A 14,562-nucleotide genomic window follows, 5' to 3' on the forward strand; every position below is an offset into this window, starting at 1 on the left:
AGTGGGCTAGCAACTATTGATGAATATTATAGCTATTTTTGAAAACTGATGCTAAAATACCTTCGCCTTCTTTTACTGCCCTTAAACTTGGTATATGCCTTGGTGATTTTTGTACGCAATCAACTTTACGATTGGGGAATTTTTAAATCAACAAGCTTCGATATGCCCGTTATTTGCATTGGTAACTTGGCAGTAGGAGGATCGGGGAAAACGCCAACTACCGAATATTTGGTAAGGTTGCTGCAAAATTATAAAGTGGCCATTTTAAGTAGGGGTTATGGAAGGGTTACTAAAGGTTTTATTTTGGCTGATGAGCATGCCAGTGCCCAAACCATAGGCGATGAACCTTTGCAGTATTATCGAAAGTTCAAAAACGTTACGGTAGCAGTTTGCGAAGATAGAGTTACTGGTATCAATCAACTTAAAGATGCGCATGAGGTAATTTTACTGGATGATGCCTATCAGCACCGTAAAGTAAAAGCTGGCTTTAATATTTTACTGTTCGAATTTGACAAACTCCGCGGTTGGCAAATGTTGCTGCCTGCTGGAAATTTACGCGAAACTTTTTCGGGGATAAAAAGAGCTCAAACAGTAATCATTACCAAATCACCTCCTGTGGTTGAGCAATACCTGCGGCAGGGCTTTTTAAAAAAACTGAAACTAACAGCAAACCAAAATTTAGCTTTTTCGCATATCGGTTATCAAAATTTGCAGTCACTTTACAGCCAAGAGCAATTGGCGCTTCAAAAAAATCAGGTAGTGTTTTTAATTACGGGCATTGCTAACCCATTACCCTTACGCCAGTATCTCGCTACAAAGGAAGTTATATTGCATCACTTCGAATACTCAGATCATCATCGTTTTACGGAACAGGAAATAAAAGCGCTGGTTAAAGCGTTTGAAGAGCATCCGGCAGGCGAAAAAATAATTGTAACCACCGAAAAAGATGGACAGCGGTTATTAGATGCTAAATTAAAAGATTTACTGTTAAATTTGCCAGTATATTATTTGCCTATCAACATTGAAATTAACGCTGCTGAGCGGGCAAAGTTTGACCAAAAAATATTAGATTATGTTGCAAGCGCTAAATGAATCGATAAAGTACATCAAAAATAAAATAGGTGATTTTAACCCTGAAGTGGGGATAGTTTTAGGTACTGGTTTGGGCGGGCTAGTGAATGAGATTGAAATAGCTCACAATATCATGTACTCGAGTATTCCCAATTTTCCAATTTCTACCTTAGAGTTTCATTCAGGAAAGTTAATTTTTGGTACGCTGAAGGGAAAAAAGGTGGTTGCAATGCAAGGTCGTTTTCACTACTACGAAGGCTACAGTATGCAGCAAATTACTTTTCCAATTAGGGTGATGAAGTTGCTTGGTATTCAGTACCTTTTCGTGTCAAATGCTGCGGGATCTTTAAATCCGGAATTTAAGAAAGGAGATTTGATGATCATTACCGATCATATCAACCTACAGCCTGAAAGTCCGTTAAGGGGTTTAAACAATGAAGATTTTGGCCCCCGTTTTCCAGATATGAGCCAGCCTTATCACAAGGAGTTAACCGCAAAAGGCTTGCAAATTGCTAAAGAGCAGCAAATTACCTGTCATCAGGGTGTTTACGTATCAGTAACTGGGCCAAACTTAGAAACTAAAGCCGAGTACAAATACCTGCGAATTATAGGTGGTGACGCCGTAGGTATGAGCACCGTTCCCGAAGTGATTGTTGCTAATCACATGGGCATGCCTGTTTTTGCAATCTCTGTGCTAACAGACGAAGGTTTTCCAGATGACTTGAAGCCAGTGAGTTTGGAAGAAATTATTGAAACTGCTTCGAAGGCAGAACCTAAAATGACACAAATTTTAAGTCAGCTTATCTCATCACTATAATGTATAAAATATTACTTGCCCTGCTTTGTTGCTATGTTTTGTCCGCTGCTAACGCATTCGGACAAGATTTAAAAACTTCTATTGCGGGCAATAAAGAGTTGGATTCTCTACGTAAAAAGGAAGAACAGGGTCGCGACTCGGTAGTTTTTACATCCAAATATGTACGTTACACTACGCGTAAACTAACAAAGGATAGCATACAAACTTTACCTATTGATACTACTTTAACTGGGATACAAAATTTTAGCCCTATTGCTCAACCACGTAATCCAACGGTTGGTACTGGTTTGGTGGGTTTGGCCGCTGCACCGCTACTTTTTACACCTGTTAAAACAATTGGTTTTGATGCTGGATTTCACTCCCTTGATTATTACAGGTTTACCCACGATGATACCAAGTTTTACAGGGCAAGATCACCATTTACCAGCCTATCGTACATTAGTGCTGGTGATAATGTGCAGTTATTAAAAATCATCCACTCTCAAAATATTAAACCAAACTGGAACTTTGGTGCTAATTTTAATCGTATTGGTGCCAATGGTTTTTATCAGCATCAGCGAGGCGATGATTTGAATGGGACATTATTTACCTGGTATCAAACTAAAAATAAGCGTTACAACATTTGGGTTGATGCCGTTTTTAATACACTTAAGGCTGAGGAAAATGGTTCTATATTAAAAGATGATGTCATTTTTACCCTTCAGGGAGATAATTTGGTAACTAAGGAGGCTGAGCCTACTCGTTTCACTACAGCAAGGCAATTATATCGTGATAACTCCATTATGATTAGGCAAAGTTATTTTGTTGGACGCATTGATAGCACGCTGAATAGCACTACGCAAAACATACTTCCTACCAATAAAGTCACTCATACTTTTGTTTACGATAACAGCTCTTACAGTTTCAAGAAAAATGAGGAAGATGTTTACAACGTACTTCCGGTGCCTAAAGCAAGTTTAACTTTTACCAATGATACCACTAACGTTAAGCATGTACAAAATGAGTTCATTTACAGCTTCTTTTTAAGAGCTAAGCAAAGCTCCTTCATTAAAAATGAATTAAAGGTTGACGCTGGCGTAAGGCATGATTTTTATAATTTCAAGCAACAAATTTTACAAGAAGATAGGAGCGTTTATTATAATCGTAGCTTTTCTGCTCAAAATACAACACTATTAGGAGCATTAGGTTATAGGTTTAGTAACAAGGTAAATGTTAACCTAAACGTACAACAAATTTTTCAGGGGCTAAATGCTGGCGATTATTTGTACGAGGCCAATAGTAACTTCATGCTGAGCGATAAAACAGGTAAAATTGTGATGAGCGCTTACACGCAAAACAAGTCGCCTGAAGAGATATTTAACCGTTATTATGGCAACCACTATGATTGGGATAAGCGCAGCGACCTGTCCAGGACAAAAACCACCAACTTCACTTTCGCCTACCTTAATCAATTTTTGAAGTTAGATGCAAGTGCTTCCTATTACCTCATTAGTAATTATTTATACTTTGCCACAGCTCCTAATGTAACTAATGCCATTACGCCAGTGCAATACAGCAGCGAAATAAGTTTGTTGCAAATTAAGGTGGGTAAGCAGTTAGATAAAGGTAGTTTTCACGCAAGTGCGTATGGTGTTTATCAAAAAACTGATGCTAAAAATATTTTGCGCACACCTGAAATTTATGTTTTCGCTAGTGTATATAAAGATCAAACTTTTTTCAAGACACTAAAAACGCAAATAGGTTTTGATGTATTTTACAATGATACCTATTTAGCCAAGTCGTATTCGCCGGCAGCAAGTCAGTTTTACAATGGAGATGACATTACTTTTGGCTCGAAACCAGTTGCTGATGTTTGGATAAAAGCGGGCTTACGCAGGGCAAATATTTTTGCGAAATACCAATACGTTAACCAAGGTTTGTTTAGCAAAGGCTATTATACTGTTAATCGTTACCCAATGCCAGACCGCTTGTTAACGTTAGGGCTTACTTGGAACTTTTACGACTAGATTAAGCCTTCATTCAAAAGACATTTTTACATGATTTATTCTGCTATTTTTCCAGCGAAATATGCAACAGGAAGGTATGCTCCAAGTAAATCAACCAGTGTAAACCAAATTGGCGAAGGTAAAATAGCAACCATGTAAATACCGCCGCTTAAAAAGATAGCGCCAATTATCATGGCGAAAAGTACCTTTTTAGTAGAAATGCGGGCGGCAATGTAGGCTCCTACAAAAGTACCTATTGCATGTGCCAAAAAGGGAAAGATAAAATGTTTGGGTTCCAATAGATGCATGCCTACTTTTAAGCCTTCTTCGGTAGTCATGTCAACACCAGCTGGTGGAGTTATAAAATTACCACTGATTAAGATAATGCCCATATTTACAACGCTTCCAATAAAAAGCCCCGCAATAATGGCTAAAATGTTTCTCAAAATAGGTTTCATAAAGGTTAAATTTGGTTTATTGGTTCAAAGCATTAATGGCTTCGGTAGTTGAATTTACGAAATTAATTTGGCCAACTTTATTGCTTTCGAAAATAAAGTCTTTTAAGCTATTGCTTTTAAACTTCTCAAAATCGCCCACAATGGCCAACCTAATACGGTAGTTAGAGAATTTTTGCAATATTTCTCCCGCAAGTTTAGTGCTTAAGTCGAAAAAACTTGGTGTAAGCTGCTCTTCACTGATGATGAGTTTAGTTAGCCCTTGAAAATAAGTGTTTCCAACTAAATCTGCGCCATCTTCAGCGTTAGCAATAACAACACCTTTTGAAACTAGTTGTCCAATATCATTGGCTAAGGTTATAATTTCCATTTTTCAAATTTAGCTTTGTTTTTTTAACAAGCGCATAAAAAAAGCCAGCTCCAAAAGGAACTGGCCATACGATGAGTAGTTTATAATAGACCTTAGAACGAATAGCCTAAGCTAAATCCCCAAACTCTGTTGTTAGCTTTGCCATCGTCGCTTCTTGAGTTTTTAGGGAACATATTGGTTAACCCTAAACCATAATTAGCGCCTAGCATAAAACCATTATTTAAACGGTAACCTACGCCAAAGTTTGCACCAAAATCAGTACTTGAGAAATCGTCATCGGCTTTGCTACCAAATTTTAGATTTTCTTCGGTTGTACCGCTATTAGCTCCATTACTGATGGTGGTTTTGCTTTTTCCATCTACGTTAAAGCCAATGTATGGTCCTGCACTTAATTGGAAAGCACCCGACTGGCCCGTAGGTATTCTGAGTACTGCATTTACTGGTACTTCAATGGCCATAATATTGTAGGTTTGTTCGCCAGTTATACCTGCAAAATTACCTTGTAGTTTAGTTCCTTTGTTTTGTAGCGATAAACCAGGCTGGATAAAGAAATTGTTGCCTACACCAAAATCGCCGAAAACAGTGAAATTATAACCTACATTTTGTTTTGTAGCATCATTAAGGCTGCTTGCTTCGTTGAAGTTGTTAAAACGCAATGTACTAAGGTTAACTCCCGCTTTAATTCCTATACGAGCATCGTTGCCAGACATGGTAGATTGGGCAAATAAAACTGAGGTTGACATTAATAGAGCGCTTCCTAATAATATGATCTTTTTCATGATTTTCTAATTTGCGTTGAAACCATTTTCAACACACAGCTAGAACCAAAAGCTATGCCATAGCCAATCTTCAATTAAGGTATAGGTCTAATTATTTTACTGATTATCAGTTTATTATTTTTTAATTTAGAGTTCTTTTTAGCAGTTTTTTAATTGTAACGGTGTGTTTACAAAAACATACAGTTTTAATTGTCGCTACGGTGATTTTCTGTAGTTACAGATTTAAAATGCAAATTTTTTCGGCAATTGCTTAGGCTACTTGCACAGCAAATGGTGAGCAGTACTATTGGGATGATGATAGTGAAAGCGCTAGGTGCGGTGAAAAAATAGAACCATTTCAATCGCCACATTAAATACATGGTCAAAAACGCAATGGCAACACCTACCGAGCCAAAAGTTACCGTAAATAAAATAGGAGATGCTTTAAGCGCAATTGGTTTTACTTCAAGTGCCAGCCAAATTGCAGCAACTGCAGTTAGAAAATTAAAAAAAGCCATTAAAAATTTAGGCGCTTTTATCTTTTGTCCGTACGAAGGTGAAGCACCTATTATTTCGCCGATTAACTTTAAAAAAGTCATTTAAGTTTTTTGAGGTTTTTTCTTGGCGGCTGGGAACAAAACATTGTTTAAAATCAGTCGGTAACCAGGCGAAGTAGGATGTAAACTCAAATCCGTAGGTGGGTCATTTACCTGGTGTTGGTAATCCTCAGGGTCATGGCCGCCGTAAAAGCTAAATTGACCTTTTCCAATTTCACCATGCAGGTAACGCACTTCGGCACCTGCTTTATTCTCGCCCAGCACCGTAATACTTGGTTTAACTAAACTTTTACGAAATGCGGTAGTTTGCCCCATGAAGCCTTTAATTACTTTTTCGTGGTTTTGAGTAAGCATGGTGGGTACTAAATCCCATTTTGCAGAAAAATCAAATAAAGTAAAGTAGTCGTTGCTTTCGTTAAAATTGGTACGAGTTTGCGTAACGTCGATATCGGAAAATTCGTAGTTGTAAGGGTTTAGATCCAGTTTGAAATTGCTAAAGGCTACTGCCTTTTGATAGTCTAGTTTTGATTGAGCATTGGCATCCATGCCATCACCATCGAACATACTTTCCAAAATATCAACACCTTCTGCAGCTAGGGCAATATCGAAGCTGTCGGTTCCAGAGCACATGGCAAATAAAAAGCCACCGCCGATACAAAACTCTTTAATGCGTTTGGCCACAGCTAGTTTCATTTCGGATACTTTTTTAAATCCGTTACGTTTAGCAGCAGCTTCCTGATATTTTACATCGTCTTGGTACCATGAGGCATTTCTAAACGAAGCCCAAAACCTGCCGTACTGGCCTGTAAAATCCTCATGGTGCAAATGCAGCCAATCGTAGGTGCTCAGTTTATCTTTTAGGATTTCGTCATCGTAAATTACATCGTAAGGAATTTCGGCGTAAGTTAATACCAGCGTAACGGCATCATCCCAGGGTAGTTTACTTTTTGGAGAATATACGGCTATTTTGGGCGCTTTTTCCAGTTTCACCATTTCCATGTTTACCGCTGGGTCGCTAATTTCGTTAAGGATGTTACTCACTTTTGCATCGGCTAATACTTCGTAAGAAACGCCCCTAATTTTAAGTTCATCTTCAATGGATTTAACTTGCTTCACCAGAAAACTTCCTCCGCGATAGTTCAGCAACCAATCAACCTCTACTTGCTGCTTGATGCACCAATAAGCAATACCGTATGCTTTGAGATGGTTTTTTTGGCCTTCATCCATGTATATGAGGATAGAGGCCGATTTAGCAACCAGTTGAAGCGACAGCAACAATAAAGTGAAAATGAGGTGTTTCTTCCCTTTCATACACGAAGTTAAAGTTTACAAGATAAAAGAAAAACGATGAGAAATAAAATGTTGTATGAATGCATTGTTTTATTGTCTTACGCATAGAGAAAAGGTTTCGCAAAGAGCTAAGATATTCTTTGTTGAAATCTAGAGGTCTTTTTTGCGCTACTCTGTGTACTTTGCGGTTAATTTTTAACGCAGAGGGAAAAAAGGTTTCGCAAAGAGCTAAGATATTCTTTGTTGAAATCTGAAGGTCTTCCTTGCGTTGCTCTGTGTACTTTGCGGTTAATTTTTAACGCAGAGGGAAAAAGGTTTCGCAAAGAACGCAAAGACGCTCTGTTTACTTTTCGGTTATTATAGTAAATCCATCAAAACTCGGGATGACAGGAGCTCATAATGTTTCATCATCCTGTTAACCATTATCACATTTCATTTATTTGTTTAAATTTGCACCTTTACAAAAAAAGACAATGGGTAAAGCGATTATAAAAACGGTAAAAGGCGATATGACCGTGGAGTTCTATGAGAAAGATGCTCCAAAAGCCGTAGCTAACTTCAAAAAATTAGCTAAAGAAGGATTTTATGATGGAGTTACTTTTCACCGTGTGATTCCTAATTTCGTGGTTCAGGGCGGTTGTCCTAATTCAAAAGATGGTGCAGCGGGTATTCCAGGAACTGGTGGTCCGGGTTATAAAATTGATTGCGAATTGGACGGCGATAACCAATATCACGATAGAGGTGTGCTTTCAATGGCACATGCTGGAAGAAATACTGGTGGTTCACAATTTTTCATTTGCCATAGCAGAGATAACACGGCACATTTAGATCGTAACCATACTTGCTTTGGTAAAGTGGTAGAGAATGTAGATATTGTGGATGATATTCGTCAAGGTGATAAAATTTTGACAGTAGAAGTAATTGAAGATTAATTATAGTATAGAGTATTGCGTAGAGCGAGCTGAATATGTCGCATTACGCAATACGCATTACTCAATACGCAAAAATATATGAACTTAAGAGGAATTGTATCTGTATCGGGCAGACCGGGCTTATTCAAGCTTATTGGACAAAATAAGGCGGGTTATGTGCTAGAAAGTTTAGACGAGCAAAAGCTTAAAATTGTAGCTAATTTAACGAACACTAAATTAGCTTCGCTAGAAGATATTACCATTTACGGAGAAGATGAAGAGCTGAAATTAACTGATGTATTGGCTAATATTGCTGCTACAAAAACTGCTATTCCTGACGTAAAAGCCGATGGTAATGCACTAAGGAAGTTTTTCGAAGAAGTTGCGCCTAACCATGATCAGGAAAAGGTATACGCATCGGACATGAAGAAGATTTTGACTTGGTACAACTTTTTAAAAGATATGCCATTGTTTACCGAAGCTGCTCCAGGTGCTGAAGAAGAAGCGCCAAAAGTAGAGGAAAAGGTAGAAGCTAAGCCAAAAGCGGCTCCAAAAGCAAAAGCGGCTAAAGCACCAACTGCTAAAACTGCTGCTCCAGCGAAGAAGGCAACAATGCCATCTAAAAGAGGTGCTTAATTAAAAAAAGAAATAGGTTAAATGGAAACACCAATCTACAAAGATTGGTGTTTTTTTATTTAATGAAATATTTGTAGATATACCAAGCAATTACCACGATGATTGATATGGTGATAATGGTGTTGATATATTTTTTTTCTTTCGAGGTATCTGTCCTGAATCTGTAGTTTCTTTTATAATCGCTAGGTAATTTCATAATTCCTCCTTTTTTAAAATTGATGATTTTAATTGGCGTTTTCCATAAGTTTTAGGAACAGATATACAGATTTTGCATTTCAAAAACAATTTGAATTGTCAAAGTGCGTGTGTTCCAGTTTTTTACTCATGATGATACGGTTCGTTTTTTAATATGGTAAATGCTCTATATAATTGCTCTACAAAAAATAAGCGCACCATTTGGTGAGAGAAAGTCATATCTGATAAAGAAACGCTAGAATTTGCCCTTTTATATACGCTTTCATCAAAACCGTAAGGTCCACCAATTACAAATACCAAATGCTGTACACTACCAATCATTTGCTTGTTGATGTACTGCGAAAATTGAACCGAAGTGTATTTTTTGCCTTTCTCATCTAATAACACCAGCACATCACTATTGTTCAGCTGCTTTAAAATCAATTCAGCTTCTTTGCTTTTTTGTTGTGCTTCGGTAAGATTTTTAGTGTTTTTCAATTCAGGAATGATACTGATATTAAAACCAATGTAATGCTTTAACCTGTTCAGGTATTTTTCAATTCCTTCAATCAAATATTTGTCTTCCGTTTTACCAACAGCAATCAAGCTAATCTTCATCTAATGGTTGTTTTTTTATCTTTACCGCTTAATTCCTCAAATATAATGTTAAATCCCGATTTAGATAGATTAAAGCAATACGAGAATTCCGTTTCGCAACAGCAAAAACATATCGATGTATTGAAAAAAAATATTGATCAGCTATCCATATTTAGGCTTGTATTATTGCTGGTAGAAATTGGTTTTTTTGTGGGTTTGGTAAGCTCAACCGGAAATGCGGCTAACGTGCTATGGTCTGTAATGTTAGCATTGCCAATAGCTGTTTTTGTTTTGGTGGTTAAAAAGCAAAATAAGTTGGAGAAGCAACTCAAATTCCATCAAAGTTTGCTTTGGGTTTTTGATAACGAAGCGAATTTGATTAATGGCCAGCCTAATGGTTACGATGATGGAACTCACTTCGAAGATGAAAATCACGCCTATGCGTCTGATTTGGATATTTTTGGTAGGTCATCTTTATATGCGCTCGTTAACAGAGGCGCCACCAAAATAGGGTTGGATGAATTAGCCAAGCATTTAGCTGCTCCAACAAGTACAGATTTAGCTGCGGAGCGACAAATGGCAATTGCCGAGTTGAGGGATAGGGCAGAAGCTACTTTTTTGTTCAGGGCTAATTTACGAGGAGCCGAGTTGAACCGCATTGAAGAAATTAAGGGGAAATTGAGCAATCAGCTTTTGGCCCAGGTTAAATTTACCGATAATACTTTTTTAAGGATCTATGTTCAGTTTGTTCCTTATTTAATGGTGCTATTGTTTTTAGCGGGTTTAATTTTTGGAGGTAGCTTATGGAGTATTTTTGGCCTAGCGGCTTTTGCAAATGCCATGCTCACTTATTTTTATAGCAAACAAATCAATGCCGTTTATTTTGGTTTTAGTGGAAGCTCTACCTTGCTGAGCAACTATGCCGATGCTATTGCTTGGACAGAACAGCACGATTGGCAAAGCAAATATATTAAGCAATTATTTCAGTCGAAGGATAAAGTAAGTCATCAAATCAAAGCATTGTCGAAAATTATTATTGCCTTTGATGCCAGATTGAATTTCCTTTTGTATGCGGTGTTAAATTTTTTCTTCCTTTGGGATTTAAGGTGCAGTGTTAAGCTGGGCGACTGGTGCAAAACTGCTAGTAATGAGGTTGCACAGGGGTTAGATAGAATAGGCTATTTTGAGGAGCTGATATCCTTTGCTACCTTAAGTTATAATCATCCAAATTGGATTTTCCCCAAATTTAGTAATGATTTTCAGTTCAGTGCCGAAGCGCTTGGTCATCCATTAATAGCGCAACAAAAGCGAGTTGATAATTCTTTCTTTTTAAAAACGGAACCAACGGTTGATATTATTACCGGCTCAAATATGGCTGGTAAAAGTACATTCCTGCGTACGGTGGGCATTAATATGGTATTGGCTTATGCAGGAGCTCCTGTTTGTGCTGCCCAAATGCACTTGTCAATTTTTCGTTTGCTAACTTACATGCGAATTAAGGATAATTTGATTGAAAGTACCTCCACATTTAAAGCCGAATTGAACCGTTTGAAAATGATTTTGGCAGAGGTAGAACAACAGCCTAACGCGTTTGTACTTATTGACGAAATGCTGCGTGGAACCAACAGTAAGGATAAATTCGATGGTTCTAAAGCCTTTATTGAAAAGTTAATCGCCTTGAAAACTCCTACGCTTTTTGCCACTCATGATCTGCAACTTTCTGAATTAGAACAGGTGCATCCTCAATCGGTGCGTAATTTCCATTTTGATATTCAACTGGTAGCTAACGAAATGGAATTTGATTATTTGATTAAACAAGGGCCATGCACTAAATTCAATGCCGCAATTTTGTTAAAACAGATTGGCTTAGGGTAGTTGAGTTCAAAGTAGAAAGTTTTCGGGAAGTTCGAAGGTTTTACCACCTTAGACACCTTTGAGTAATTAAGTTTTGCTTTGTCTATCGTTGTTGCGTATAATTTATTCTAATTGAGCTTTGGTTTTCTTAGGTGGTTAAATTAAAACAATAACTTAACTTTAATTTAACTACAGCATTAGGATTTTTTATTTTATTTGATGCGATGCAAAGCAGTGATTTTGGTAATGACTTTTTATGGGGCGTAGCAACTGCAGCTGCTCAAATAGAAGGTGCCGCCAATGATTATGGCAAAGGCCCAAGCATTTGGGATACGTTTTCAAAAAGGACTGGTAAAATCAAAAAAGGGCATCAGCCTACGCTAGCTTGTGATTTCTATCATCGTTACCTTGAGGATATTGCCTTAGTAAAAACCTTAGGCTTTAAAGTTTTTCGATTTTCCATTGCGTGGGCAAGGATTTTTCCATTAGGACACGGGTCTATTAATCCAGAGGGCGTTGCTTTTTATCACCGTGTGATAGATGAATGCCTGATGCAGGATTTAGTTCCGATGGTTACCTTGTACCACTGGGATTTGCCGGAAGCATTGTCAAAAGAGGGAGGATGGACAGCATTTGGAATTAACAGTTGGTTTAATGAATATGTTACCTTTTGTGCTAAAGAGTACGGCGATAAGGTAAAGCAATGGATTGTGATTAATGAACCATTTGGCTTTACTTCTTTGGGTTACATGTTGGGTGTACATGCGCCTGGGCAAACGGGAGTAAATAATTTTTTTGATGCTGCTTTGCATACCGCTATTGCCCAGGCCGATGGAGCTAAGATTTTAAGAGCGGAAGTTTCGAGCGCAGTAATTGGTACAGCATTTTCCTGTTCTGAAGTAGTTCCTTACACACAATCTGCGCAGGATTTGTTGGCTGCAAAACGCACTGATGCTTTGATGAATCGTTTCTTTTTTGAACCAGTTTTAGGTTTGGGCTTTCCCACTTCCGATTGGGAAGTGCTGGAAAAGTTTGCGATAAGCCATTCAACTTGGCGCCATCAAGAACGAATGAAGTTTGATTTCGATTTCATCGGCTTGCAGAATTATTTTCCTTTGGTCATTAGATACAACGCCTTTATTCCAATATTGCAGGCTTGGGAGGCGAAGGCAAAAAATAGAAAAGTTCCGCATACGGCAATGGGTTGGGAAATTAATGCGGACAGCTTTTATCGGATCATTAAGCAATTTGCTTCATATCCCCAAGTGAAGAGCATTATGGTAACAGAAAACGGTGCAGCTTTTCACGATAAAGTTATCGATGGTAAAATTGATGATCGTGAACGAATCGAATATTTTGAAGCGTATTTATCTGCGATGCTCAAGGCAAAAAATGAAGGAATTAACATTACGGGTTATTTAGCGTGGACATTAATGGACAATTTTGAATGGGCTGAAGGTTATCAAGCTCGATTTGGTTTGGTGCATAATGATTTTAAAACCCAACAGCGTACCATCAAACAGTCGGGATATTGGTGGCAGCAATTTTTATCGAAGTAAATCACTACATTTAGGTGTATGGACGATAAAATTATTGTTTACTGCGCTTTCTACAATCCAATTGAAGCTAATATTGTAAAAGCTAGGTTGGAAGATGCTGAAATTCCATGTTTTTTAACAGATGAAAATGTAGCAACCATACAACCGCTCTATAATCAGGCAATTGGTGGCGTAAAACTGAATGTTTTTGATAAAGATGTTGAGCGAATTAACACACTGCTTGCGGATGATCTGGAGCTGGAAGTTCCAGAAATTGAAACTGAGCGAACAGAAAATAAAATTGTTTGCGAAAATTGTGGCTCAACTAACGTAAGCTACGGCATCGCTACTAAAAATAAACATAGTTGGTGGGTGGCCATATTGGCTATATTAATGGCGGTTTATCCTTTTAAAGCAAATCGTTGCTATCATTGTTATAAGTGTGGACACGAATTTAATTAAGTATGACAGATAAAATAGTAGTTTATAAAACCTTCGAAAATCCAATGGAGGCCAACATAGTGAAGGCTCGTTTGTTAGATGCAGGATTTGACTGTTTTCTAACCGGTGAAAACGCAGCATTAGTTTACCCGGTATTTGATGTTTCTATTAGTGGGGTACAATTGCATGTTTTTGAGAAAGACGTTAATGCCATTGATCAGTTTTTAACAGAAGACGAAGCGTTAGAGGGGTTGTGATGTAGATAGGCAGTATTAGGCAGTTCAGATTTGCAGTATTTTAGCATTAATTCTTGTTGGCATCACCGCCAATGAGAAAGCATGTAGCTAGTATTATATAACTGAATTGCCAGTTTATTGACTTTCGATCCACCTATTTACACGTTGTTTCCATGTTTGTGTCCAAGAAAGTGATTACTTTGTATTAGGGTTTATCAGTAAATCAATCAAATTTATTAGTTTTAAGTCTATCTACTTAGACTTTTATGCTAAAATCATATCACCCAGAATTTCTTACTGCCACTATTTTAAATTGGAAACATTTGTTAAATGATGAGTTTAAACAGGTGTTGATAAATACAATGAGATGGCTAGTAACGCAAAAAAGGTGTCGGATTTATGGTTTTGTAATTATGCCCAATCATATTCACTTGCTGTGGAAAATTGAAGATGGTTTCGATAGGGCTAATGTCCAAGGTGCTTTTTTAAGTTTCTCGGCACATGAATTTAAAAAGAAACTAGGTAAGTTGCAGTTGCAAGAATATAAAGTTGATCTTGTAGACAGAGCATTTCAATTTTGGCAAAGAGACTGCGTTGTAAAAGAATGCTGGAGCGAAACGTTTTTAGAACAGAAATTAGAATATATTCACAATAATCCTTTACAGCCTCATTGGAACTTAGCCGACTTGCCAGAAAAATACTTTTGGTCGTCCGCATCTTTTTATGAGAATGTTGACAGTTCGTTTGATTTTGTAACTCATTATAAAGAGTAGCAGTATGCAAATTTGCACGTTGGCGGGGACGCCAACATGAGCGAGATGGTTGAAGTTGTTTAAGCTGTGCTGCCTATTCCCTTGTTGGCGTCCCCGCCA

General features: G+C 37.7%; 17 protein-coding genes. 10 read left to right on the plus strand and 7 right to left on the minus strand.

Going from position 1 to position 14,562, the window contains the following annotated elements; translation table 11 throughout:
• Nucleotides 1-48 precede the first annotated feature (48 nt).
• The 3 genes from lpxK to DUT68_RS12920 are packed head-to-tail and all read left to right on the plus strand — an operon-like array spanning nucleotide 49 to nucleotide 3,894.
• The gene (gene lpxK / locus DUT68_RS12910; protein WP_113638632.1) at nucleotides 49-1,092 is read left to right on the plus strand and encodes a tetraacyldisaccharide 4'-kinase; all 1,044 of its coding nucleotides are present in this window, start codon (nucleotides 49-51) and stop codon (nucleotides 1,090-1,092) included.
• Entirely contained in the window at nucleotides 1,073-1,888 is an 816-nt protein-coding gene (locus tag DUT68_RS12915; protein ID WP_113638633.1) for a purine-nucleoside phosphorylase, read from the plus strand. The genes lpxK and DUT68_RS12915 overlap by 20 nt, the downstream gene beginning before the upstream one ends.
• Complete coding sequence (locus tag DUT68_RS12920; RefSeq protein WP_113638634.1) at nucleotides 1,888-3,894, plus strand: putative porin; 2,007 nt, start codon at nucleotides 1,888-1,890, stop codon at nucleotides 3,892-3,894. Before DUT68_RS12915 ends, DUT68_RS12920 begins: the two co-directional genes overlap by 1 nt.
• Before the next feature lie 35 nt (nucleotides 3,895-3,929).
• Here the strand turns inward: DUT68_RS12920 and DUT68_RS12925 are convergent, their stop codons facing one another.
• The 5 genes from DUT68_RS12925 to DUT68_RS12945 form a co-directional block, all read right to left on the minus strand.
• Entirely contained in the window at nucleotides 3,930-4,331 is a 402-nt protein-coding gene (locus DUT68_RS12925; RefSeq protein WP_113638635.1) for a hypothetical protein, read from the minus strand.
• Nucleotides 4,332-4,347: 16 nt separating this feature from the next.
• The gene (locus DUT68_RS12930) at nucleotides 4,348-4,698 is read right to left on the minus strand and encodes a DUF4180 domain-containing protein (RefSeq protein WP_113638636.1); all 351 of its coding nucleotides are present in this window, start codon (nucleotides 4,696-4,698) and stop codon (nucleotides 4,348-4,350) included.
• Nucleotides 4,699-4,790: 92 nt separating this feature from the next.
• A complete protein-coding gene (locus DUT68_RS12935) occupies nucleotides 4,791-5,477 on the minus strand; it encodes a porin family protein (RefSeq protein ID WP_113638637.1) in 687 nt (228 codons plus the stop codon).
• A gap of 185 nt (nucleotides 5,478-5,662) precedes the next feature.
• Complete coding sequence (locus tag DUT68_RS12940; protein ID WP_113638638.1) at nucleotides 5,663-6,055, minus strand: hypothetical protein; 393 nt, start codon at nucleotides 6,053-6,055, stop codon at nucleotides 5,663-5,665.
• A complete protein-coding gene (locus DUT68_RS12945) occupies nucleotides 6,056-7,240 on the minus strand; it encodes an asparagine synthetase B (RefSeq protein ID WP_113638768.1) in 1,185 nt (394 codons plus the stop codon). It lies immediately after the preceding gene.
• A 536-nt stretch (nucleotides 7,241-7,776) separates the two neighbouring features.
• On the opposite strand from DUT68_RS12945, the gene DUT68_RS12950 reads away from it, so the two are divergent.
• Nucleotides 7,777-8,235 (plus strand): peptidylprolyl isomerase, encoded by a 459-nt coding sequence (locus DUT68_RS12950; RefSeq protein ID WP_113638639.1) that lies wholly within the window; start codon nucleotides 7,777-7,779, stop codon nucleotides 8,233-8,235.
• Between the two features lie 78 nt (nucleotides 8,236-8,313).
• Nucleotides 8,314-8,850, plus strand: a complete 537-nt coding sequence (locus tag DUT68_RS12955; protein WP_113638640.1) for a DUF5606 family protein — start codon at nucleotides 8,314-8,316, stop codon at nucleotides 8,848-8,850.
• 55 nt (nucleotides 8,851-8,905) lie between these two features.
• Here the strand turns inward: DUT68_RS12955 and DUT68_RS18365 are convergent, their stop codons facing one another.
• A complete protein-coding gene (locus DUT68_RS18365) occupies nucleotides 8,906-9,046 on the minus strand; it encodes a hypothetical protein (protein ID WP_157960864.1) in 141 nt (46 codons plus the stop codon).
• A 122-nt stretch (nucleotides 9,047-9,168) separates the two neighbouring features.
• Nucleotides 9,169-9,642: a 23S rRNA (pseudouridine(1915)-N(3))-methyltransferase RlmH gene (gene rlmH, locus DUT68_RS12960; RefSeq protein WP_113638641.1), complete on the minus strand. Its 474-nt coding sequence runs from the start codon at nucleotides 9,640-9,642 to the stop codon at nucleotides 9,169-9,171.
• A 45-nt stretch (nucleotides 9,643-9,687) separates the two neighbouring features.
• Between rlmH and DUT68_RS12965 the strand changes: the two genes are divergently transcribed.
• From DUT68_RS12965 to DUT68_RS12985, 5 genes are all read left to right on the plus strand, one after another.
• Nucleotides 9,688-11,496, plus strand: a complete 1,809-nt coding sequence (locus DUT68_RS12965) for a MutS-related protein (RefSeq protein ID WP_113638642.1) — start codon at nucleotides 9,688-9,690, stop codon at nucleotides 11,494-11,496.
• A gap of 203 nt (nucleotides 11,497-11,699) precedes the next feature.
• On the plus strand, nucleotides 11,700-13,034 hold the full coding sequence (locus tag DUT68_RS12970; RefSeq protein WP_113638643.1) for a GH1 family beta-glucosidase: 1,335 nt from the start codon (nucleotides 11,700-11,702) through the stop codon (nucleotides 13,032-13,034).
• Between the two features lie 18 nt (nucleotides 13,035-13,052).
• The gene (locus DUT68_RS12975) at nucleotides 13,053-13,475 is read left to right on the plus strand and encodes a putative signal transducing protein (protein ID WP_113638644.1); all 423 of its coding nucleotides are present in this window, start codon (nucleotides 13,053-13,055) and stop codon (nucleotides 13,473-13,475) included.
• A 2-nt stretch (nucleotides 13,476-13,477) separates the two neighbouring features.
• On the plus strand, nucleotides 13,478-13,711 hold the full coding sequence (locus DUT68_RS12980; protein ID WP_113638645.1) for a putative signal transducing protein: 234 nt from the start codon (nucleotides 13,478-13,480) through the stop codon (nucleotides 13,709-13,711).
• A gap of 245 nt (nucleotides 13,712-13,956) precedes the next feature.
• Nucleotides 13,957-14,463: a transposase gene (locus DUT68_RS12985; RefSeq protein WP_113638646.1), complete on the plus strand. Its 507-nt coding sequence runs from the start codon at nucleotides 13,957-13,959 to the stop codon at nucleotides 14,461-14,463.
• The last annotated feature ends 99 nt before the right edge of the window (nucleotides 14,464-14,562 follow it).

This window comes from Pedobacter zeaxanthinifaciens (genome assembly GCF_003313335.1).
Lineage (GTDB): Bacteria > Bacteroidota > Bacteroidia > Sphingobacteriales > Sphingobacteriaceae > Pedobacter > Pedobacter zeaxanthinifaciens.